Below are 23,548 nucleotides of genomic sequence, written 5' to 3'. Positions count from 1 at the left end.
CATTGCTCGCGTCGGGAGACGCAATTCGTCACGCTCTTTTGCTCTCTTTCATCCGGACTATACCGTCGGCTCCGGCATCTCACCGGATCTGCTGACCCTGACAGAAGAAGCGAATCAGCTTCCTTCTTTCAGGCGCTCGCGGGCTTAGAAATCGCTTTCCATACCGCCGGTGGGGAATCTCACCCCGCCCCGAGAACAAGCCCACGCACTATTGCGAGAGCACCCTTAAATTAAGTGGCGGCTGCGATCTTGTCCAGTCGGTTCACAGGATTTTTATCCCATTAAAGAGTGTGCAGCGTCATTTTTGGTCTACGGAAATTCAAACGTTTAGGCGCTAGCCGCAACAGCTCCCCAAAAAGCCTAAATGCCTCATTTCTCATGCGAAATTGCCCGCAGAATTGGGTGGCAGATTTTAATCGATTAAATTTCTCGCTATTTATCATATCTGCCGTATTGACACCTATCCCGGGTTTCAGCCTATCCTAAGCATTACATCTTGTCGGTTGGATGTGGTTCATCCAAAAAAGACAACGTTGTCAATTGGGGTGAGGCGGCGTAAAGATGGTATGGAGGACATCGCAGCACGTCGTGTCGTTTGGCCGGGGTATCCGGCGGGGATCATCTCCCTGTTTCGGGTTGCGGCAGTGAATGAGGAGGAGCCGGTTGTATGGAGCGACCGGTTTGGTTTGCGCCTGAAGGCGCGGACAGGACGAAGGAAATATAAGTTTCGTTTGTTTCTACGGGAGGTAGACATGCATAAACTTCTGAAACTCGCCGCTATGGGCACCGCTGCCTGCGCTTTGCTTGCCGGAATGGCGCCCGTCGCAAATGCACAGGATGCCAAGCAGAATGTTGAGGTTCTGCACTGGTGGACCGCTGGCGGTGAAGCTGCCGCGCTCGATGTTCTCAAGAAGGACCTCGAAAAGAAGGGCATCAGCTGGACTGACATGCCGGTTGCAGGCGGTGGCGGCACCGAAGCCATGACCGTTCTGCGCGCCCGCGTTACCGCCGGCAACGCACCGACCGCCGTGCAGATGCTCGGTTTCGACATTCGCGACTGGGCCGAGCAGGGCGCTCTTGGCAATCTCGATGAAGTTGCCAACAAGGAAGGCTGGGACAAGGTCATTCCGGCTCCGTTGCAGGCATTCGCCAAGTATGAAGATCACTGGATTGCCGCGCCTGTGAACGTTCACACCACCAACTGGATGTGGATCAACAAGGCCGCGCTCGACAAGGCAGGCGGCAAGGAACCGGCAAACTGGGATGAGTTGATTGCGCTTCTCGACAAGTTCAAGGAGCAGGGCATCACGCCAATCGCCCACGGTGGCCAGCCTTGGCAGGATGCGACGATCTTCGACGCTGTCGTGCTTTCGTTCGGCACCGATTTCTACAAGAAGGCCTTCATCGATCTCGACCCGGACACGCTGGGCAGTGATACGATGAAGCAGGCTTTCGACCGTATGACCAAGCTGCGCAGCTATGTCGATGACAACTTCTCTGGTCGCGACTGGAATCTGGCTTCGGCCATGGTCATCGAAGGCAAGGCCGGTCTGCAGTTCATGGGCGACTGGGCCAAGGGCGAATTCGTGAAGGCCGGCAAGAAGCCGGGCACGGATTTCGTCTGCATGCGCTATCCGGGCACGCAGGGCGCGGTGACCTTCAACTCCGACATGTTCGCGATGTTCAAGGTTTCCGAAGACAAGATCCCGGCGCAGATGGAAATGGCATCGGCTGTTGAAAGCCCGACCTTCCAGTCGGCCTTCAACGTGGTCAAGGGCTCGGCGCCTGCACGTACCGACGTGCCGAACACCGACTTCGATGCTTGCGGCCAGAAGGCTATCGCCGACCTGAAGGAAGCCGATGGCAAGGGCACGATGCTGGGTTCCATGGCGCATGGCTATGCCAATCCGGCAGCCGTCAAGAACGCGATCTACGACGTGGTGACCCGCGAGTTCAACGGACAGCTTTCTTCGGAAGATGCTGTCAAGGAACTCGTCTCGGCTGTCGCTGCCGCGAAGTGATGCGCTGAACAGGCGTCCGGGAGTTTAAACCTCCCGGACGTTTTTTATCCGGCCCGGATTCTCCGACCGGCGCAGCAATATCGTAACTAATCAAGCATTGCATGATGTTGTCTTGCATGGTTCCATCGGAACTGGTGAAGGCATCTCGGACCAACGCATTTTGCAGCCGGGTCGCGATCCGGTCTTGCATAAATGCCGCTGAAACGATCGTCTCCAAAACGCCTTCATGGGCATCAGGAGCGGCGCAAACTGGGTGGCGCAAATATGCAGCGTAACAGCCGATTGCAGGAAATCATCCCCAAGCTGGTCTTGGCTCCGAGTTTCCTGATCGTCCTCGTCTTCGTCTACGGGTTTATCATCTATACCGGCGTGCTTTCGCTGACCAACAGCCGCATGCTGCCATCCTACGGCTTCGTGGGATTGTCCAATTATGAGAAACTCTGGGCGCTGCCGCATTGGTGGCGGGCGATCACCAATCTGGCGATTTTCGCGTCGCTCTATATCATCATCTGCTCGGTGATCGGCCTGTTTCTGGCCATTCTGCTCGACCAGAAGATCCGCGGCGAAGGCTTTTTGCGTCCGATCTATCTCTACCCGATGGCCCTTTCCTTCATCGTGACCGGCACGGCATGGAAGTGGTTTCTCGATCCGGGCATCGGGCTTGAAAACACCATGCATCTGTGGGGTTGGGAAAGTTTTTCCTTCGGCTGGATCAAGAGCAACACCATGGCGATCTACTGTCTGGTGATCGCCGCCGTGTGGCAATCGTCGGGTTTCGTGATGGCGATGTTTCTTGCCGGCCTACGCGGCGTTGATAATGAAATCATCAAAGCGGCCCAGATCGACGGCGCTTCGACCGCCACGATCTATCGCCGCATCATTATTCCGCTGATGCGCCCGGTATTTCTGTCGGCCTTTGTCGTGCTGGCGCATCTGGCGATCAAGGCCTACGATCTGGTGATCGCGCTGACCGGCGGCGGGCCGGGGCAGGCGACCGAACTTCCGGCGACATTCATGTATTCCTATACGTTCACCCGTAACCAGATGGGCATTGGTGCTTCGTCGGCGATTATCATGCTGGCGATGATCTTCTCGATCATCATTCCCTATCTCTATTCGGAAATTCGCGGAGGGTCGCGGTCATGAGCGCCCAGTCGCAAGATAACGCCATCAACAGCGGAAAGCTGACGCGTGCGCTGATCTACACCGCGCTGCTGCTCTTTGCCTTTTACTATCTGTTGCCACTCTATGTGATGCTGGTCAACTCGTTCAAGCCGCTGGAAGAAATCCGTCAGGGCGGCATGTTGAACTTGCCGCAGCAATGGACCATCGAGCCGTGGCTTTCGGCCTGGTCCACGGCGCAGATCGGTGTGCAGCCTACCGGCCTGAAGCCGTTCTTCATCAATTCCATTTTGATGGTCGTGCCTGCCGTGGCAATTTCCACGATCATCGGCGCGCTGAATGGTTACGTGCTGACCAAATGGCGCTTTCGCGGCTCGAACATCTTCTTCGGACTGCTGCTTTTGTCATGCTTCATTCCGTTCCAGATCGTGCTCATCCCCATGGCGCGTGTGCTCGGGCTTTTCGGTATTGCCGGAACGATCTGGGGCCTCATCATGGTGCACGTCATCTATGGTCTCGGCTTCACGACCCTCTATTTCCGCAACTATTACGAAGCGTTTCCGACCGAGCTGGTGCGTGCCGCGCAGATTGATGGCGCAAGCTTTTTCCAGATTTTCTGGCGCATTTTGCTGCCGTCGTCGGGGCCGATCATCGTGGTGTCGGTGATCTGGCAGTTCACCAATATCTGGAACGACTTCCTGTTCGGCGCGTCCTTCTCCGGCGCGCACTCCACGCCGATGACGGTTGCGCTCAACAACCTCGTTTCGTCTTCCACAGGCGTCAAGGAATATAACGTCCATTTCGCGGGCGCCATTCTGGCGGCTCTGCCGACGCTGATCGTCTATATCGTATCTGGCCGCTACTTCGTGCGCGGTCTGATGTCCGGTGCCGTCAAGGGATAAGTTCAATATGTCATTTCTGAAAATTACCGATCTCTACAAATCCTATGGCACCGTCTCGATCCTGAAAAACATCAATATCGAGATTGAAGAAGGCGGCTTTCTTGTTCTCGTTGGCCCGTCGGGTTGCGGCAAGTCCACACTGCTCAACACGATTGCCGGTCTTGAGCCGATCACCTCCGGCGACATTGCCATCAACGGCAAATCGGTTTCCGGCCTGCATCCATCCCAGCGCGATATCGCGATGGTCTTCCAGTCCTACGCGCTTTATCCGAACATGACGGTTGCCGGAAACATCGCTTTCGGCATGGAAATCCGCAAAGTTCCGAAGCCCGAGCGCGACAAGGCCATTCAGGAAGTGGCCGACATGTTGCAGATCGGGCATCTGCTCGACCGCAAGCCGAGCCAGCTTTCCGGTGGCCAGCGTCAGCGCGTCGCCATGGGCCGCGCATTGGTGCGCAATCCGCAGGTCTTCCTGTTCGATGAACCGCTGTCGAACCTCGATGCGAAGCTGCGTGTGGATATGCGCACCGAAATCAAGCGGCTGCACAACCGCATGAAAACCACCATCGTCTATGTCACGCATGACCAGATCGAAGCCATGACGCTGGCAACCAAAATCGCGGTGCTGAAAGACGGCGTCTTGCAGCAGTTCGGCACGCCTGCGGAGATTTATAACAATCCGTCCAACATGTTCGTGGCGGATTTCATGGGTTCACCGGCGATGAACCTGCTGACCGTTGCAGTGGAGAAGAACGGCACGGATTATGCAATCTCGCTCGACCGCGGGGACGGTCAAGCCCTGACGCTGCCGCTGAAGAATGCGCCGCAGAAGCTTGGTGACTATGTGGGGAAACAGGTTGTCTTCGGCATTCGTCCGGAAGCCCTGACTGATCCCGACGGCGCGGATCGCAATGCGGGCGCTGTCGTGGAAGGCGATTGCCTGATCGACGTGGTCGAACCGGCAGGGTCGGACACGTTCGCGGTAACCCGTCTTGGCGGCAAGCATGTGGTCGCCCGGCTGCGCGCCGATGCGCGCATTGCTGCCGGGCAGGCATCGCGGCTCGCCTTCAATCTCGACAAGTCGGTGTTCTTCGATCCGACGAGCCAGGCACGGATTCTGTAGAACAACATTCGCCAGATACGGGAAATCGGTATTTAAACTGCTTCCCCGTTCTGGCTCGCCGTTCGAAGCCAAAACGAAAAGAGCGCTTCCGACCAATCGGAAGCGCTCTTTTTCATAATTTGCCTGGAGGGCAAAATCAAATTCGATCTATGATCATCGCAAGCACTGGTCCAGCCTCATCGGGCGGTCAACTCAACGCAGAAAATCCAGTCCCAGAAGACCGACCGCAAGCGCCGTGTTCAGCGAAATGATCATCATGCCATAAACAAGTGCAGTTCTCGTAATATCGTTCATTTCCTACCTCCTTGAGCCGGGACCACCCCTTCCAGACTCGAAGCCTCGTGAAACTGTTACCGAATGTAACAGTCCGTTACGGAGAGCGCAACCCCGCTTTACACAATTGTGAACGATTGAAATCTGCCGTGAGAAAAATGGCTGCCGGCAGCGCGCGCTCGCGGTCCGGCCGCGAAAATTGCCGCCAAGTCACCACAATGTGAGAAAAAATTGGCTAGCAATCTATCTATAAGCTCGACATAGCTTCGGCAGGCTTTATGTAAAAAGCACGGCTTATTCGGATATTCATCGTGAACCGCATCATTCCACTTGTGCTGGCTATTGCTCTTTTCATGGAGCAGATGGATTCGAATGTCATTTCGACATCTTTGCCAGCAATTGCTGCAGATATCGGCACTAGCCCGATTGCGCTCAAGCTGGCGCTGACGGCCTATCTGGTTGCGCTCGCGGTGTTCATTCCAGTCAGCGGCTGGATGGCTGATCGGTTTGGCGCCAAAAATGTCTTTCGCGCGGCCATTGCCGTCTTCGTCGTCGGTTCGATTGCCTGTGCAGCGGCAAACTCGCTGACCGCCTTCGTGGTTGCGCGCTTCTTGCAGGGCATGGGCGGCGCGATGATGACGCCGGTGGGGCGCCTTGTGCTTATCCGCTCCACACCGCGCAGCGAACTTGTCTCCGCCATGGCGTGGCTGACGATCCCCGCCATGGTCGGCCCGTTGGTTGGCCCGCCGGTTGGCGGTTTCATCACCACGTTTCTCACTTGGCACTGGATATTCCTGATCAATGTGCCGATCGGCGCAATCGGTATCTGGTTCGCCACCCGCTTCTTGCCCGATAATGACGAGCGCATCGTCAAGCGTCTCGACTGGCCGGGTTTCGTTCTTTCCGGCATCGCCATGTCTGGTGTGGTCTTCGGCCTCTCAGTGGTCAGCCTTCCGGCGTTGCCGCCCGCCGTTGGCTTGGTCACGCTGGCTGTCGGTCTGATCTGCTCGGTGTTTTACATCGGCCATGCCCGGCGCAGCGCCGATCCGCTGCTCGATCTGCGGCTGTTCGACAATCAGGTTTTCCGTTCGGCAGTGTTCGGCGGCAGTATTTTCCGCTTCGGCATTGGCGCAATTCCGTTTCTGCTGCCGCTGATGTTCCAGCTCGGCTTCGGGTTCTCGCCGTTCCAGTCGGGCATGATAACCTTCGTGTCAGCCATTGGCGCTATCAGCATGAAGTTCGGTGCAAAACGGATTTTCGCTCGGATCGGTTTCCGGCGCGCCTTGATGGCGGGTTCGATCATTTCGGCGGGTTTCATCGCGGTAAACAGCCTGTTCACGCCTGCAACGCCGATCTGGATCATTCTCGGCTTCCTGCTGGTCGGCGGCTTTGCGCGCTCCCTGTTCTTTACCGGCGTCAATGCGCTGGCCTATGCGGAAATTCCGGATGAGAAGACCAGTCAGGCCACGCCGATGACCGCTGTTGCACAGCAGGTTTCGCTGGCGATTGGCGTTGCGCTTGCCGGCGGCGTTCTGGAAATCAGCAGTGGCTTGCGCGGGGCGCCGCTTGCTTTGGTCGATTTCCACGTCGGCTTTATCGTGGTGGCTTTGGTCTCCGCAGTGGCATTCTTCTGGTTCGCGCGGCTTTCGCCCGATGCCGGTCACGAATTGGCCGGGCCGACTGTCGTTAAACCGAAGAGCACGGAGCGTGCTGTAGTCGAAGCGGCAAACTCGTCGGCGGGCAAATAAAAGGGGCCGTGGGGGCCCCTGTCGTGACTTTGCGATTTCGTTTGAAAATCAGCCTTTAAAATCCCGTGCGAGCAGATAAAGCTCCACCGATTCCGCGCGCGATGCGGGCGGTTTTACGTGATGCACGGAGCGGAATTTCTGCTTCAGCATGGCCAGGAGCTCGTTTTCCGTGCCGCCCTGAAATGTCTTGGTCAGGAAGTGGCCGCCGGGCTTGAGCACCGAGACCGCAAAATCAGCCGCCACTTCACACAGATGCACCGTGCGCAGATGGTCGGTGCGACGGTGACCGGTGGTAGGTGCCGCCATATCGGAAATGACGAGATCTGGCTTGTCGCCAAGCGCTTCCATCAGCTTCTGGGGTGCTTCATCGTCGAGAAAGTCCATTTCCAGAAGGATAACGCCCGGCAGCGGATCGACATGCAGATAGTCGATGCCGACAACATGCGGGTCTTCATCGGTGGAGCCGACGATCTTGGCCGCAATCTGCGACCAGCCGCCCGGTGCTGCGCCAAGATCGATGATCTTCTGCCCCTTCTTGAGCAGGTCATAGCGGTCGTTGATTTCGATCAGCTTATAGGCCGCGCGCGAACGATAGCCATCTTGCTTGGACTTGTGCACATAGGGGTCGTTCAGGTGACGCAGCAGCCAGCGACGCGAGGATTCCTTGATCGTGCCTGCCTTTTTCTTCACGCGCACGTGCAGATTGCTGGTGCCCGCACCACCACGCCCACCAGTTTTGGCGCCCGTCTTCGTGCCGCCCTTGTTTCCGCCTGCTTTGCTCATTTTCAGTTGCCTGTTCTAGCGCCAACAGCGCATTTATTGGCGCAATTGCGCACGATTGTGCCGCCATGCGCCGTCGCGCGACATCAGTTCGGTCAGGATGCCTTCACGCAAACCGCGATCCGCCACCAGAAGTTTTTCACTCGGCCAAACCTTGCGGATGGCATCGAGAATGGCGCAGCCTGCAAGAACCAGATCGGCCCTGTCCGCACCGATGCATGGATTTGCCACCCGCGCCTCGAAATCCCAGGAGAGGAGGCGGCTCGTCATCTGCGTCACATCTTCCGAGCCCATCCACATGCCATCGACGCGGCGACGATCATAGCGTTCGAGACCGAGATGAATACCCGCCAGTGTGGTCACCGTACCGGATGTGCCGAGCAAATGGAAACGCGGGCTTGAAGCCAGTTGGCCCAAGCAGTGCCGTTCGGCAAAGCTGGACAGAAGTTCGGTCACATGACCGACCATCGCCTCGAAACTTTCCTGCGTGACATTGCGCCCACCGAAACGCTCGGCAAGGGTCACGACCCCAACGGGCAGCGACGTCCATGCCATGATGTGTTCGGCAAGACGCGGCGAACGGCGTTGTGAAACGTCGATCAGCGCGATTTCGGATGAACCGCCGCCAATATCGAACAGCACCACGGCTTCCGTTTCGCGCGCCACCAGCGTTCCGCAGCCCGAAACGGCCAGACGCGCCTCGGTCTGGCGATCGACGATTTCCAGTTCAAGTCCGGTTTCCTCGCGGACACGCTCCAGAAACTCTTCGCCGTTGGAAGCCGCGCGGCAAGCCTCCGTCGCAATCAGACGCGAACGGCGAATTTTCTTGCCCGCCAGCTTGTCGCGGCAAATCTTGAGCGCTTCAATGGCGCGCAGCATGGCGTTGTCGCTCAGTCTGCCAGTCGCGCTCAAGCCTTCGCCGAGGCGCACGATCCGCGAAAAAGCATCCACAACGCGAAACTGTCCCGGCCGGGTCGGCGATGCAACCAGCAGGCGGCAATTGTTGGTGCCAAGGTCGAGCGCGGCATAAAGCGGCGCTTCGGCGTGGTAGTGCCGTGGAGGCTGTGCCGTGCCGTTCTTGCGCTTGGCTTGAGACGATGCCTGCGCATGGTTGTCACGGCGCGGGGTTTCGTGGCCTTGCTTGGCGGTGTGTTCAGCGGCCCGCGGCGCGGCATTCGTCTGCTGCTGCGCCTGCTTCTTCTTGCGGGCGCGTCGGCGACGATTCGAAATTTTGCCGGGAGACTTGGCTTCCTGATGCGCGGCTTCTTCCGCAGCTTTCTGTGCAACAGCTGCTTCCGGTCGCCGTCCCGCTTTGCCACGGTGACGACGGCGCGCACGCTTCCGCTGGCTGCCGGAACCCTTGTCGTCCGCTTCACTTTGCGGCTTTGGGCATCCTGAATCGGGTGCGCTACGCGCATTGCCCGCTTCTGCAACGGCTTCCTTGCGCGCTTTGCGCTTGCCGTTGTGGGACGGACTCCGGGCTTGAGCATTTCCCGATTGTCCGCCGGACGCCCCTTGATGCGCCTTTTCTACGGGGCGCTCCTCGGGGTTTTTCAAGGTACTGATCCTTATAAGCGCCGCGCGAACCGTCAGGACGCAAGCTGGACACTTCAATTATTACGTTGCCCTTAATGTAACAGCGGTTTCCTCTTTTACCAAGGGGCAGGCCGGTGAGACTCGGCGGAAAATTTTGAAAAGAACGAATGAATTGCGCCAAGGCGAAAAATGAGAGGGCCTTCGCAAACACGAAAGCCCCTTTTTGAAAGCAAAATGTCCGGTCAGATGTCGTAAGTGTGCGCGGCATTGATAGTTGCGACAAACTGCTTGGTACGTTCGCGGGATGGGCGCGTGAAAACTTCATGCGCAGAGCCGGTCTCGACAATATTGCCCGATTCCAGAAACACCACATTCTGCGAAATCTTCGAGGCGAGGCGCAGATCGTGGGTGGCAATCACCATCGTCGTGCCTTCCTTGGCAAGTTTGCTCAGCACATCCACCACTTCCGAGGCAAGTTCAGGATCGAGCGCCGAAGTGGGTTCGTCGCACAGCAGCACGCGTGGCGAAGGCGCCAGCGCACGGGCAATCGCTATGCGCTGCTGCTGCCCACCGGACAAGGTCGATGGCCAGGCGTCGGCCTTATGGGCCATGCCCACTTTCTGCAACAGTTCCAACGCGCGTTCGCGGGCCTTGGCTTTCGGCCATTTCAGCACGGTGACGAGGCTTTCCATGACATTCTGGATCGCGGTCTGATGCGGAAACAGCTGGAAATTCTGAAACACCATGCCGGTCTGGCGGCGAATGGACTGAATGGCCTGCCAGCTTGGCTTGCGCCCCGGCTCGAAAGTCAGCGTCTGTCCGCCGAGCGACAACGTGCCGGATGTCGGTACTTCCAGCAGGTTGATGCAGCGCAGAAGCGTGCTCTTGCCGCCACCCGATGGGCCCACAAGGGCCGTCACCGAGCCTTCGGAGATCGTGACATTGATGTCGTTGAGGATAACAGCGTCGTCGAAACGCTTGACGATATGTTTCAGCTCGATCATGCGTTTGTCTCCAGCGTGCCGCCATAGCGCCCGAAGCGTCGTTCAAGCCGTACCTGAAGGGCCGACAATATCGAACTCAACGCAAGATAGATCAGCGCGGCCTCGATATAGAGGATCAGCGGTTCATAGGTGGTGGCGACGATACGCTGTGCCGACTGGAAAAGCTCCGGCACGGTGATGGCGGCGGCAAGCGAGGTATCTTTCACAAGCGAAATGAAAGTGTTGGAAAGCGGCGGCACGGCGATTCTGGTCGCCTGCGGCAACACGGTGCGGGTCAGCGCCTGACGCCAGCTCATGCCGATGGAGTATGCGGCTTCCCACTGCCCCTTGGGCACGGATGAGATGACCGCGCGGATGATTTCCGAACTATAGGCACCGACATTCAACGTGAAGCCAATGAGGGCTGCCGGGAACGCATCGAGATAAATGCCAATGCTCGGTAAGCCATAGAAGATCACGAAAAGCTGCACCAGTAGCGGCGTGCCACGGAATATCCAGACATAGAAGCGTGCAATCGACGAGAGCCAGACCGGCGCGAAAAGCCGGACGAGGGCCGTCAGAAGCGCCAGCGCCAAACCAAAAATGAAGGACAGCAATGTCAGTGGAATTGTGAAGATCAGCCCCGCCCAGAGAAGGGTCGGGAGCGACTCGATCATGAGTTGTAGCCAATCAGGCACTTAGGTCTGCTCCTTCGCACACAAAGCAGTGTCGGTTCAAATCGAGATGATCAGGCACCGGCAAGGCACTTTCATTCATCTTATACTGTTTGTGGAAAACGATCTCTGAAATTCAGTGGGAATAATTTTCTACTACACAATAAAAGAAGCCGGAAATGAATTCCGGCTTCATCGTTTATGCATCCGGAAGCTTACTTGGAAACGTCCTGACCGAAATATTTCTGCGCGATCTTGTCGTAGGTGCCATCGGCCTTGATGTCGTCCAGCGCCTTGTTGATGGCTGCGACGAGGTCGTCGTCGCCCTTGCGAACGATGATGCCCGAAGCGTCAGCATTTTCTTTTTCGGCGGCGATCTTGACCGGAGCCTTCGGCTGCTGCTTCTTGAAGTCGAGGAAGGACAGGCTGTCATTGAGCGTCGCATCGGCGCGGCCCGTCAGGACGAGCTGGATCGACTGGTCGAAACCATCGGTCGCCACAAGTTCCGCACCGGCTTCCTTGGCGAGCTTGCCGTAGTTACTGGTCAGCGACTGTGCCGACTTCTTGCCCTTCAGATCGGCAAAGTCCTTGATCGTGTCGTTCTTGTCGTTGACGATCAGAACAACCTTGGAAACGATGTAAGGGTTAGAGAAGTTGAACTTCTTCTTGCGCTCTTCGGTGATGCCAACCTGATTGATGACGGCATCATAACGATTGACGTCGAGACCGGCGATGAGGCCGTCCCACTTGCCTTCGATGAATTCCGGCTTGACGCCGAGCTTGGCGGCCACGGCTTCACCGATTTCCACGTCGAAGCCGACGAGCTTGTTTTCCTTGTCGTGATAGGTGAAAGGCGCATAGGTGCCTTCCGTGCCGATCTTCAGAACGCCCGCCGACTTGATGGCGTCGAGATTTTCTCCGGCCATTGCGCCGGTGAAGAGAGCTGTCTGAATGATGCCTGCCGTAGCGATGATCTGAGCGAATTTCATTTTCGGTATCCGTGAACTGGTTGATGTTCTATTGATCGCAGAAATTTAATTCTAAAGATGCGTCCAAAACGACGGTAAAGACGCAATTATTAGGATTGAATCCTAATTATAGATCGAATTTTGGTGAATAATTCTAACATTTTTCGGGGTGGACCGAAAGGGTGGAAAAACCGTTCGCAAATGCGTCGGCACGCATTGATTTTGCCCGGTTTTATCCCGGTTGAATGCACAACGCCGCCAGACATGAGCTGGCGGCGTTGTGCTTTGTTAATATTCATCTCGGTTATTCAGGCTTGCCGTATCCGCCACCAGTCGGCGTGATGACGGTGAAGGCTTCACCTGCTTCCAGAACAGTCTGGTCGCAATTTCCTAATACGTCGATGGACCCGTCCTTGCGACGCACTTCATTACGGCCGGTCTGGCCAGCTTCGCCGCCTTCCAGACCGAAAGCCGCCACCCGGCGATGACCGGAAAGAATGGCAAATTCCAGCGTTTTCAGCGCGCGGATCGTGCGCCTGGTGCCGTCGCCCGCGTGCCATTTGCCCCTGCCGCCGGAGTCCTTTCGAATATGGAAGTCTTCCAGCAAGACGGGGAAGCGGGTTTCCAGAATTTCCGGGTCGGTCAGGCGCGAATTGGTCATGTGGGTGTGCACAGCATTGGCACCGTTGAAACCGGGACCGGCGGGCGCGCCGGAACAGATGGTTTCGTAATACTGATATTCGTCATTGCCGAAAGTTAGATTGTTCATCGTGCCCTGCGCTGCGGCCATCGCCTTGGTCGCGCCGAACAGGCAGTTGGTGACAGCCTGACTGACTTCGACATTGCCCGCCACGACCGCCGCTGGATATTGCGGAGAGAGCATCGAGCCTTCCGGCACAATGATCCTGATCGGTCGCAGGCAGCCCGCATTCATCGGAATGTCGCCCTCAACCAGCACGCGGAAGACATAAAGCACAGCCGCGCGGGTGACGGGCTCTGGCGCATTGAAATTGTCGGAACGCTGTTCCGACGTGCCGGTGAAATCGACCGTCGCTTCGCGCTTTTCCTTGTCGATGGTGACGCGCACCTCGATTTGGCAGCCCTGGTCCATCTCATAGGTGAAATGGCCGTCCGGCAGCTTGTCGAGTACGCGGCGCACGCTTTCGGCGGCATTGTCCTGAACGTGGCCCATATAGGCTTTCACGACATGCTCGCCGAATAGGCCGATCATCTTTTTCAGCTCGGCCACGCCCTTTTCGTTGGCCGCGATCTGCGCCTTCAGGTCGTTGACGTTCTGCGTCAGGTTACGGACAGGGTAGGTCGCGCCAGTCAGCAGAGCGGCAAGCGCCTCTTCGCGGAAGGTGCCGCGATCTACCAGCTTGAAATTGTCGATATAGACGCCTTCCTGCTCGATATTGACCGCAAGCGGCGACATGGAACCCGGCGCGATGCCGCCAATATCCGCATGGTGTCCACGGCTTGCCACCCAGAAACGGATTTCACGGTTCTCGTCATCGAAAACCGGCGTGCAGACGGTGAGGTCGGGCAGGTGGGTGCCGCCATTATAAGGCGCGTTGATGAGAAACACATCGCCCGGCTTGATATCGCTGTTCTCGCGAATGGCGGTGGCGACCGACGCATCCATGGAACCGAGATGCACCGGCATATGCGGTGCATTGGCGACGAGATTGCCTGCCGCGTCGAAAACCGCACAGGAAAAGTCGAGACGCTCCTTGATATTCACCGAATAGGCAGTGTTTTGAAGCGTAACGCCCATCTGTTCGGCAATGGACATGAAGAGATTGTTGAAAATCTCCAGCATGACCGGGTCGGCTTCGGTGCCGATGGCCGTGCGCGCAGGCAGCGCCTTGATGCGCGTCAGCACGACGTGGTCATGCGCAGTCAGGCGGGCCTGCCAGCCATCTTCGATAACGATAGTCTGGTTTTTCTCGATGATGATCGCCGGGCCGGTGACAGTCTGGCCGCGTTGCATCTGCTCGCGCAAGACAACGCCCGCGTCGTGCAACTCGCCCTGCGAGAAGAAGCGGGTCCGCTTGGCGGTTGCAGCTTCCAGATCGCTGTCGAGCGATTGGGCGCTTTCGGTTTCGCCTGCGCCACCACCCACGGCTTCGACTTCCACCGCGTCGATAACGAGAGCCTTGTTCTCCGCAATGAAGCCGAAACGGCGCTTATGGGCCGCCTCGAACTCGGCGCGAAGGCGGTCGGCATTGTCCTTAGCAGGGAAGGTGGCTTCAACGGAGAGCACGGTGTCGGTGCCCGCATAGCGGATGTGGGCGCGCAGATGACGCTGCACGGCTGCGGCTTCTATGCCTTGAGCCAGAAGTTCGGCCACGCATTCCTGCGCCAGTTCTTCACCCAGTTCTTTCAGGGCTGAAGGCGCTGCCGGATCGAGCGCGACGCCGAGCGCCTTTTGACGGGTGGCGCGAATATCGGCCAGACCCATGCCATAGGCGGACAGCAGACCGGACATTGGATGGAGGAGAATATTCTTCATGCCAAGCGCATCGGCAACGAGACAGGCGTGCTGGCCACCCGCACCGCCAAAGCAGTTGAGCGCATAGCGCGTCACGTCATAGCCGCGCTGGACGGAAATTTTCTTGATGGCCTCGACCATATTGGCCACTGCAATGCGGATGAATCCATCGGCAACGGCTTCCGGCGAGCGACCATCGCCAATTTCGGCTGCGAGCGCGGAGAAAAGTTCCCGCACCCGCTCCACATCGAGCGTCTGGTTCTGGTCCGGGCCAAAGATTGCCGGGAAAAATTCCGGCAGAAGCTTGCCCAGCATGACATTGGCATCGGTGACGGCGAGCGGTCCACCGTTGCGATAGCAGGCCGGACCGGGATTGGCGCCCGCCGAATCCGGGCCGACGCGGAAACGTCCGGCGTCATAATGCAGGATCGAGCCGCCGCCTGCGGCAACGGTGTGGATCAGCATCATCGGTGCCCGCACGCGCACGCCAGCCACTTCCGTTTCGAAAGCGCGTTCATATTCGCCATCGAAATGCGCGACGTCCGTGGAGGTGCCGCCCATGTCAAAGCCGATGACTTTCGGAAAGCCTGCCGTTTCGCCGGTTCGGGCGAGGCCGACAACGCCACCAGCCGGGCCGGACAGGATTGCATCCTTGCCCTGAAACAGATCAGCGGCCGTGAGACCACCCGACGACATCATGAACATGACGCGCGCGCCGGTGCGCTCGACATCCAGCTCATTGGAAACCTGCGCAACGTAACGGCGAAGAACCGGCGACAGATAGGCATCGACGACTGTAGTGTCGCCACGACCGACCAGCTTGATCAGCGGCGAAACCTCGTGGCTAACGGAGACCTGCTCGAAGTCGAGACCGCGCGCAATGCGAGCAATTTCAGCCTCATGCGAGGGAAACTTAAAAGCATGCATGAGCGCGATGGCGACGGATTTGTAGCCCTGTTCCTTCAGCGCAACCAGTACGGCTTCGGCCTCGGAGGGATCGAGAGCCGTTTCAACCGTGCCATCCGCCTGAACGCGCTCATTCAGTTCCACGACCTTTTCATAAAGCGCTTCCGGCTTGATGATTTCGGTCGCGAAGATGTTCTTGCGTTCCTGATAGCCAATGCGCAGCGCATCACGGAAACCCCTTGTGGTAACAAGGGCCAGCCGCTCGCCCTTGCGCTCCAGAAGCGCATTGGTGGCGACCGTCGTGCCCATGCGAACTTCGCCGATGGCACCGGCGGGAATCGTTTCACCGGAGTTCAGGCCCAGATGCAGGCGAATGCCGTGAACGGCGGCGTCCTTATAGGCAGACGGGTTTTCGGAGAGAACCTTGCGTGCATGGAGCTGGCCCTGCGGATCCCGCCCGATGACGTCCGTAAACGTACCGCCGCGGTCGATCCAGAAATCCCATACTCCGCGTCCCGTTCCGCTCATCGCTGGCTCCCTCACACAAGTTATAAAGCGGGTCGCATTTATCCTATTAGGGTGACGCGCTCTCAGTATTTGTTTATACGCACATCCCGAAAACCGTTTCACCCTTTTCGGGGTATATTCCAAAATCTTCTTGGCGACTGGCTGCGCGACAGCCTTGACCCCGCTTTGATCCCATTGGCAGGACTTCCCGATGAGCGTGCTTTTTGAGAAAACCTATCCGCGTACCGTTCATGCGCTTGTCGATCATTTTCTGAAACCGGAAATGCGCGACGCGAAGGTGGAAGCCTGGCTGTTCGATGACCAGCCGAGCCGCTTTGCAGCGGAAACGAAGCTGCGCGAAGCAGGCGTCGAGGCGCGCCTGCGCTCGGCTTACAAGCCGCTCCTGCATTTCTTTCTGGAAGAAGTCGATGGCGCGGCGCTGAAGTCGGCTGCGATCCGCTATCCACGCCACGAAGCCTGCGTGCAGAACCGTTTCCTGCTCGAAACCTATCCTTTGTCAGTGCTGCTGCCGGAGGCGGAGGTGGCTTTTGCAGCTTCGGACAAAGACGATTTTCATTATGAAGTCGATCTGACCTTTACCGATGGTCATAGCGAGAAGCACCGGGTTTTTGCCCCGAACCGCGTGCATGTGGATTTCATCGGCGAAACGCTGGTCTCGCCAACCGGCTGGCTGACGGTCACGCAAGGCGGCAAGACTGAAAGCGCGCGCTATGAAACATCCTATGAAAAGCTCTTTCATGACACGGTTTCGACCATCGCGGCCCATGACTGGAAGCGTGGCGAACCTTATTTCGATGAACTGAACATTACGGTCAGCTTGCCCATCACCGACCGTCGCCTGCCTTACGATGAGGAAACGCTGAGCCTCACCGAAGCCATGCACGAGGATATCTATTTCTCGCTGCTTGAAGTATTTCAAAAAAAGTCCAGTCGTCCAGTGGGTGATCGTGGGTTGCAACCGGGCCAGATTGTGCCAGAAGTCTGCTTTCGCGATGCCGAGCCGTCGGTCAGAGTGGAAACGAGACCGCTTTCCACCGATGACGCGCTGACGGCAGAACAGGTGCTGGAGACGGCGCAAGCGCCGCTTTCCGCCGATCAGATCCGCCGTGAACTCGCCCGTCTGGGCGGTGAGCCGTTCGAGGCAAAAACCCGTTCGGGCAGAGCGGTGCGCGCGACCTATCGCAAGGGCAGCGATGCCGCGATGATGATCAGCGCCGGTCAGCATGCCAATGAAACGACGGGCGTTGTCGGCGCGTTGCGTGCGGCCAATCGGCTTGTCACGCGCGAAGGCGCGCATTTCACGATCTCCCCGCAGGAAAACCCGGATGGATACGAGATACACAAGCGGCTTTGCGCACTGCAGCCGCACCACATACATCATGCGGCGCGCTATACGGCGCTGGGTGATGATCTGGAATATCGCAGCGGCGAGGGGCTCTACGAAAAGGCCATTCGTGTCGAGGCTGAAAGGCTGACGGATGCGAAACTGCACGTCAACCTGCATGGTTATCCGTCGCATGAATGGACGCGCCCGCTCTCAGGCTATGTGCCGCGTTCCTTTGCCATGTGGACGCTGCCGAAAGGCTTTTTCCTGATCATCCGCCACCATGCCTCATGGGAGAGGCACGCAGAGGAACTGATCGACCGCGTAACGAAACATCTGGCCGCGATTGACGGGCTGGTCGCTTATAACAACGCCCAGATCAGGCTTTTCGAGCAGCATGCAGGCGAAACGGGTTTCCGCATCATCAACGGATTTCCGTGCCTTGTCGGCGTCGATGACCGACATACGGTGCCAATGACGCTCATCACCGAATATCCGGACGAAACGGTCTATGGTGATGCTTTCGTCAAGGGCCATACCGCGCAGATGGAAACCGTGCTGGCATCCTACGATGCCTTGCAGGCGCTGTTCCCATCCACGCCGGTTGCCTGAACGGTCTCGATTTCGAGAGTGAACTTTTATAAAGGAAAAAAAGCGCCGTTTAGCGGCGCTTTTTCATGTTTAACATCTGCTGGTTGAGATCAACCGCTGATCAGCTTCACTTCCATGAAGTCTTCGAGGCCCCATTTGCCGCCTTCGCGACCGTTGCCCGACTGCTTGTATCCGCCGAACGGGCTGCCCGGAGCGCGGGACGTGCCGTTGATCTGGATCATGCCTGCGCGAAGCTTGCGCGCAACGCGCTTGGCGCGTTCCGGGCTGCCGGTCTGGATATAGGCGGCCAGACCGTAAGGCGTATCGTTGGCGATGGCGATAGCTTCTTCTTCCGTTTCAAACGGGATCATGGCCAGCACTGGTCCGAAGATTTCTTCGCGGGCGATGGTCATGTCGTTGTTCACATCGGCGAAGACGGTCGGCTTGACGAAGTCGCCTTCGGTGAAGCCATCCGGGCGGCCAGTGCCGCCGGCAACGAGGCGTGCGCCTTCATCGATGCCTTTCTGGATCAGCTTTTGGACCTTTTCGAACTGAATCGACGAGGAAAGTGGCCCGATATGATCGCCTTCTTCCGCAGGATCGCCGACCTTGGTGCCTTCGGTGACCTTCTTCGCGAGTTCGACGGCCTTGTCATAGACCGAGCGCTCAACCAGCATGCGCGTCGGCGCATTGCAGGACTGGCCGGTATTCTCGAAGCAATGGGCAAGGCTGCGCTCGATGGTCTTTTCCAGATCGCTATCGGCAAAGACGATGTTCGGCGACTTGCCGCCGAGTTCCAGCGAAACGCGCTTGACGGTTGCCGCTGCGGCGCGGGAAACCGCCGTGCCTGCGCGCGTCGAGCCGGTGAAGGACATCATGTCCACATCCGGGTGCTGCGACAGCGCTTCGCCGACCACCGGACCTTCGCCATTGACGAGGTTGAACACGCCCTTCGGCAGACCGGCTGCATCGACGAATTCCGCAAACAGCATCGCCGACATCGGTGCGATTTCGGACGGCTTGAGCACGACCGTGCAGCCAACCGCAATCGCGGGAATGACCTTCAGCGCAATCTGGTTCATCGGCCAGTTCCACGGGGTGATCAGCCCGCAAACGCCGATCGGTTCGTGCACGATGGTCTGGTTTGGAAATTTCGGAGAAAGAATTTCTTCGAACTCGAAACTCTCGAAGGCAGCGACAAAAGCCTTGATATGCGACACGCCAACGGCAGCCTGCGATTCACGCGCAAGCGTGATCGGCGCCCCCATTTCGTGCGAAATGGCCTTGGCCATTTCATCCATGCGGGAATCGTAGATTTCAGCAATACGGCGGATATAGGCGATACGCTCCTTCGCGGGCGTTTCGGCCCATGCAGGGAAGGCTTTGCGCGCTGCCGCAACCGCGAGATCGATATCGGCAGCCGAACCGCCAGAGATCACCGCATAGGGCTTTTCATTGGCCGGATTGACGACTTCGATGCTCTTGGCGTCGATTGGAGCCCGCCAGGCGCCGTCGATATAAAAATCCGTTTTCTGAACCAGGTTCTTCTGAAGCATGGCGCTTTCCTCCGTCGTTTTTGAATTCCCATATGTTGTTCTGCAAGCGGATCCAAATCGAACCGGTTACATTTGCGGGCAACTCTAATGCCCGGATATGGCAGCGTCAAAACAGAAGGACGGATGGAACCATCAATTTTTCTTATTCATTATCGTAGGCTTCGACATCGATGCCGAGCGACACAAGGCCTTCCTCGATATAATCGCCCAGAAGCGGTGTTCCGATCAGGTATTTTGCCTCGCGCCCATTATGGCGTTCGCTTGCGGTGGATAGCGCGTCGTCCCATTCCTCTGCCGAGAAATCGCCGCGCCCCACCCACATCAAGGCGAGCAATTCGATACGCTGATCTTCGTTCAGCGAGCGGATGGCGGCGAAAAGCTCTTTCCGGGTTGGGTTGTCAATTGACGCATCGAGAATATCGACATCCCTGTCGTCGCCGGGATTGGAGCCGGAATCCTCGTCCACCGCAGGCACTTGCACGTCATATTCGCGCGCCTTTGATATAATGAATTCCAGATTCTCCAGATTGTTCGTCAGCTCGACCATCGAATACCTCCGTTACCGGTTTTCTCAGCGTCTTTCTGATTATAGGGCGTCCGCTTCACGCAGGCGATAGCCAACACCGGTTTCGGTGAGAATATATTGCGGCTGGTCGGGCAGGGCTTCGATCTTCTGACGAAGCTGGCGCACATAGATGCGCAAATATTGCACGTCTGCCGCCGGACCCCAGACGTGATTGAGAATAAATTGATGCGTCAAAACCTTGCCCGCATGCTGCACCAGAAGGCGCAGAATATCGTATTCTTTGGGCGACAGCTTGATGTCGTTGCCATCGACCTTGACGATGCGCCGCACCAGATCGACCGAAAGACCACCGCTCTGGAAAATCGGCTTTTCGCCTTGCTGTTGCAGCTTGTGGCGGAGCGCAACGCGCATGCGTGCCGCAAGTTCGCGCATACCGAAGGGCTTGGTCACATAATCGTCGGCGCCGAGTTCGAGAGCTTTCACAATGCCCACTTCGTCGGTGCGGCTCGAAAGAATGAGGATGGGCAGGCTGCGCCCTTCCTGTCGCCATTGCAGCAGGAGCCGGTGCCCGTCCATATCCGGCAGGCCGAGGTCGAGCAGTACCAGGTCTGGACTTTCGGCCTCAATCTTTTCCATCGCTTCGGCCGCATTGGCGGCTTCAACGGTCGTGTAGCCTTCGGTGGTCAGCCCGACGCGCAGAAGTTTGCGGATCGGCGGTTCGTCATCGACGATCAGCACTTTGACGGCTTGCATATTCATTGCGTTGTTTCCGTTTCAGCGTCGCCGGATGGAAGCGGCAGGGATATGACGAAGACCGCGCCCGCACCGCTTTGGCCGCGATTGCGGGCGGATATGGTGCCGCCCATCGCTTCGACAAAACCGCGCGCGATAGAAAGGCCAAGGCCTGTACCCGCTTGTACGTGATCGCCCTTGCGAACGCGATAGAAGCTGTCGAAAATCCGTTCCGTGTCGTCGGCGGGGATGCCCGGCCCCTGATCGGCAATTTCCAGAATGAGCCGCGTGCCGCTGATATGCGCTTCGACGGTAATTTCAGAGGCGTCCGGCGCATATTTCGCGGCATTGTCGAGAAGATTGAACAGAACCTGTTCGAACAGAACCGCATCCAACCGCAGCATCGGAAGATCGGCGGGTACTGATACGCGCACTGCATGGCGCACAAGAATTTTGGCGGCGCGGTGCAGGGCAGCGCCGACAATATCGCCGATATAATGCGGGGACAGGTTCGGCTCCATCGCGCCTGCTTCAATCCGGGTCATGTCCAGAAGATTGGCGATGAAGCGGTTGAGACGTTCCGACTGATCCACGATGGTCTGATAAAGATCGGCCTGATCTTCAGCGGGCAAAGAGCCGTGATATTCGCGCAATGTGGTGGCCGCACCCATGATGGCCGCGAGCGGCGTCTTGAGGTCGTGCGAAATCGAAGTGAGAAGTGCGGAGCGCAACTTGTCGGTTTCCGCAGCAAGCTTCGCCCGCTCGACATCCTCCACCAGTTGCACGCGCTCGATGGCGATGGCGGCCTGATCGGCCAGCGCTTCGAACAGTCTTTGCTGTTCGGGCGTGAGTATCGGTCCCTGCCGGTCATTGTCGAGACCGATAACGCCGACCGAGGTTCGCGCCGTGCGCAGTGGCAAGTAAAGGCGACGCGCGCCGGGTAGCGTATCCGCACCACGTCCTGCGGGCAGATTGTGCTCCCATGCCCAATGGGCAGCGGCGATATCGGCATCGTCGAGCGTGTCGTCCGGCGGATATCCGGCGCGCACCGCGATGCTTTCGCGTTCCGGCAGCAGGATGACCGCACGCACCTTCAGCATGGACGCGATCTGGAACGCCGTTGCCCAAAGGACATCGTCCAGCGAGCCGGTGCCCGCGAGCTTTTTGCTGAAAAGATAGAGATCCTCCGTCATGCGCGCGCGCTGGCGCGCCGATGCCGCCTGACGCTGCACGCGGCTTGCGAGATTGCTGGCCACGAAACTGACGAGCAGGAAGAAGACGAGGGCGACCACACTTTCCGGGTCCGCAATGGACAGGGTGTAAAGCGGCAGGAGAAAGAAGAAATTATAGGCGAAAGCGCTGATGACGGACACAAACAGCGCTGGCCACAGGCCAAGCGTTACTGCAACGCCGAGAACGCCGACCACGAAGACCAGCGCTATGCTGCGCACGTCGAGAAACTGGTCGAGCAGCAGCCCGACGGCGAGCGCCGCCGTGATGACCGCCATGCCAATCACATAGGGCAGGAGTTGCAGGCTCGCGGTTGGCGCGGCGGTCTTGACCTTGCGGGCAGCATTTGCCGCCTCCTGATCAATGCCAGCGGTGATGTGAACATCGATGGCGCCTGCCCGGCGGATCAGATCGTGCCCGACCGAACCTTCGATGATTTCACGCCAGCGCGGCTTGGCCGATTTGCCGACGACAACCTGCGTGAAATTATGCGTGCTGGCATAGCGAATAATGTCTTCGGCCACCGACTGGCCGGGAATGATGATCGGTTCGCCGCCCAACTGTTCGGCAAGGCGCATGGTTGCCGACAGCCGGTCTTTTTCATCCTCCGACATGGTGGCCGAGCGGGGCGTTTCAATGTGAATGACCGCCCATGGCGCGCGCAGCCGGTCGGCAAGACGGCGCGCATAGCGCACGAGAGACGCGCTACGCGGTCTTTCATCCACGGCAACAAGAATACGGTCGCCGGCAGCCCACGGGCCTTCGATGGCATGGGCGCGCATATGGGTGAGAAGCTGCTCGTCCACCCGCTGCGCAGTGCGCCGCAGTGCCAGTTCGCGGAGCGCCGTCAGATTGCCGGGTGAGAAATAGTTGCGAATTGCGCGCTTCGCGGTCTTTGGAAGATAGACCTTGCCTTCATTGAGCCGCTTGATGAGATCGCCCGGTGTCAGGTCGATCAGCTCGATATCGTCGGCGCGGTCGATAATGCTGTCCGGCACGGTCTCACGAACGCGAATGCGCGTGATCTGCGCCACCACATCATTCAGGCTTTCGACGTGTTGAATGTTGAGCGTGGTATAGACGTCTATCCCTTGTGCGAGGATTTCCTCCACATCCTGATAGCGCTTGGGGTGTCGGCTTTCGGGCGCATTGCTGTGGGCGAGTTCATCCACCAGAACCAGCTGCGGACGGCGCGCCAGCACGGCGTCAATGTCCATCTCTTCCAGTTCATGGCCATGATAGGCGACGCGGGCGCGCGGAATGATTTCCAGCCCATCGACCAGTGCTTCGGTGTCGCGGCGGCCATGGGTTTCGACAACGCCGATAACGATATCAACGCCATCGGCCTTGCGCGCCCTGCCGGACATCAGCATTTCATAGGTTTTGCCGACACCGGGTGCTGCGCCCAGAAATATCTTCAGGCGGCCACGCGTTTCGCGCTCCGCCTGTTCGAGCAGGGCATCGGGAGAGGGCCGTGTGTTGTCAGCGCGAATGTCGTCCGACATCAATGATAATGCTCCTGCGAAGCGGG

General features: G+C 58.1%; 16 protein-coding genes and 1 riboswitch. Of the genes, 6 read left to right on the top strand and 10 right to left on the bottom strand.

Annotated elements, in window-relative coordinates; all coding sequences use genetic code 11:
* Positions 1–36 precede the first annotated feature (36 nt).
* Positions 37–201: riboswitch (FMN riboswitch) on the bottom strand.
* 551 nt (positions 202–752) lie between these two features.
* The 5 genes from FIC94_RS03175 (at position 753) to FIC94_RS03155 (ending at position 7,189) form a co-directional block, all read left to right on the top strand.
* Positions 753–2,021 (top strand): ABC transporter substrate-binding protein, encoded by a 1,269-nt coding sequence (locus FIC94_RS03175; protein WP_140023888.1) that lies wholly within the window; start codon positions 753–755, stop codon positions 2,019–2,021.
* Positions 2,022–2,285: 264 nt separating this feature from the next.
* Entirely contained in the window at positions 2,286–3,167 is an 882-nt protein-coding gene (locus tag FIC94_RS03170; protein WP_109367972.1) for a carbohydrate ABC transporter permease, read from the top strand.
* The gene (locus tag FIC94_RS03165) at positions 3,164–4,045 is read left to right on the top strand and encodes a carbohydrate ABC transporter permease (protein WP_109367220.1); all 882 of its coding nucleotides are present in this window, start codon (positions 3,164–3,166) and stop codon (positions 4,043–4,045) included. The genes FIC94_RS03170 and FIC94_RS03165 overlap by 4 nt, the downstream gene beginning before the upstream one ends.
* Before the next feature lie 7 nt (positions 4,046–4,052).
* Positions 4,053–5,168: an ABC transporter ATP-binding protein gene (locus FIC94_RS03160; protein WP_140023887.1), complete on the top strand. Its 1,116-nt coding sequence runs from the start codon at positions 4,053–4,055 to the stop codon at positions 5,166–5,168.
* Positions 5,169–5,752: 584 nt separating this feature from the next.
* Positions 5,753–7,189 (top strand): DHA2 family efflux MFS transporter permease subunit, encoded by a 1,437-nt coding sequence (locus tag FIC94_RS03155; protein ID WP_140023886.1) that lies wholly within the window; start codon positions 5,753–5,755, stop codon positions 7,187–7,189.
* A 48-nt stretch (positions 7,190–7,237) separates the two neighbouring features.
* Here FIC94_RS03155 and FIC94_RS03150 read toward each other — a convergent pair whose 3' ends face one another.
* The 6 genes from FIC94_RS03150 to FIC94_RS03125 all read right to left on the bottom strand — a co-directional run bounded on the left by FIC94_RS03150 (position 7,238) and on the right by FIC94_RS03125 (position 16,058).
* Positions 7,238–7,972 (bottom strand): RlmE family RNA methyltransferase, encoded by a 735-nt coding sequence (locus FIC94_RS03150; RefSeq protein ID WP_109367223.1) that lies wholly within the window; start codon positions 7,970–7,972, stop codon positions 7,238–7,240.
* A 33-nt stretch (positions 7,973–8,005) separates the two neighbouring features.
* The gene (locus FIC94_RS03145) at positions 8,006–9,526 is read right to left on the bottom strand and encodes a Ppx/GppA phosphatase family protein (RefSeq protein ID WP_140023885.1); all 1,521 of its coding nucleotides are present in this window, start codon (positions 9,524–9,526) and stop codon (positions 8,006–8,008) included.
* Between the two features lie 221 nt (positions 9,527–9,747).
* Positions 9,748–10,509: an amino acid ABC transporter ATP-binding protein gene (locus FIC94_RS03140; RefSeq protein WP_140023884.1), complete on the bottom strand. Its 762-nt coding sequence runs from the start codon at positions 10,507–10,509 to the stop codon at positions 9,748–9,750.
* Entirely contained in the window at positions 10,506–11,186 is a 681-nt protein-coding gene (locus tag FIC94_RS03135) for an amino acid ABC transporter permease (RefSeq protein ID WP_140023883.1), read from the bottom strand. The genes FIC94_RS03140 and FIC94_RS03135 overlap by 4 nt, the downstream gene beginning before the upstream one ends.
* A gap of 191 nt (positions 11,187–11,377) precedes the next feature.
* Positions 11,378–12,151, bottom strand: coding sequence for an amino acid ABC transporter substrate-binding protein (locus FIC94_RS03130; RefSeq protein WP_140023882.1), 774 nt, complete (start codon positions 12,149–12,151; stop codon positions 11,378–11,380).
* Positions 12,152–12,434: 283 nt separating this feature from the next.
* Positions 12,435–16,058, bottom strand: a complete 3,624-nt coding sequence (locus FIC94_RS03125; protein WP_140023881.1) for a hydantoinase B/oxoprolinase family protein — start codon at positions 16,056–16,058, stop codon at positions 12,435–12,437.
* A gap of 190 nt (positions 16,059–16,248) precedes the next feature.
* On the opposite strand from FIC94_RS03125, the gene FIC94_RS03120 reads away from it, so the two are divergent.
* On the top strand, positions 16,249–17,994 hold the full coding sequence (locus FIC94_RS03120; RefSeq protein WP_109367229.1) for a M14 family metallopeptidase: 1,746 nt from the start codon (positions 16,249–16,251) through the stop codon (positions 17,992–17,994).
* Positions 17,995–18,083: 89 nt separating this feature from the next.
* Here the strand turns inward: FIC94_RS03120 and FIC94_RS03115 are convergent, their stop codons facing one another.
* The 4 genes from FIC94_RS03115 to FIC94_RS03100 all read right to left on the bottom strand — a co-directional run bounded on the left by FIC94_RS03115 (position 18,084) and on the right by FIC94_RS03100 (position 23,522).
* Positions 18,084–19,529, bottom strand: coding sequence for an aldehyde dehydrogenase family protein (locus FIC94_RS03115; RefSeq protein ID WP_109367230.1), 1,446 nt, complete (start codon positions 19,527–19,529; stop codon positions 18,084–18,086).
* A 142-nt stretch (positions 19,530–19,671) separates the two neighbouring features.
* Positions 19,672–20,076 (bottom strand): DUF3775 domain-containing protein, encoded by a 405-nt coding sequence (locus FIC94_RS03110; protein ID WP_109367231.1) that lies wholly within the window; start codon positions 20,074–20,076, stop codon positions 19,672–19,674.
* A gap of 39 nt (positions 20,077–20,115) precedes the next feature.
* Complete coding sequence (locus FIC94_RS03105) at positions 20,116–20,814, bottom strand: response regulator (RefSeq protein ID WP_140023880.1); 699 nt, start codon at positions 20,812–20,814, stop codon at positions 20,116–20,118.
* A complete protein-coding gene (locus tag FIC94_RS03100) occupies positions 20,811–23,522 on the bottom strand; it encodes a DUF4118 domain-containing protein (RefSeq protein ID WP_140023879.1) in 2,712 nt (903 codons plus the stop codon). The genes FIC94_RS03105 and FIC94_RS03100 overlap by 4 nt, the downstream gene beginning before the upstream one ends.
* Between the last annotated feature and the right edge of the window lie 26 nt (positions 23,523–23,548).

The sequence above is a fragment of the Ochrobactrum teleogrylli genome (genome assembly GCF_006376685.1).
In the GTDB taxonomy this organism is placed as follows: Bacteria; Pseudomonadota; Alphaproteobacteria; order Rhizobiales; family Rhizobiaceae; genus Brucella; species Brucella teleogrylli.
Note: the sequence above shows the minus strand (reverse complement) of the source record. Positions and strands in the feature narration are given on the sequence as shown.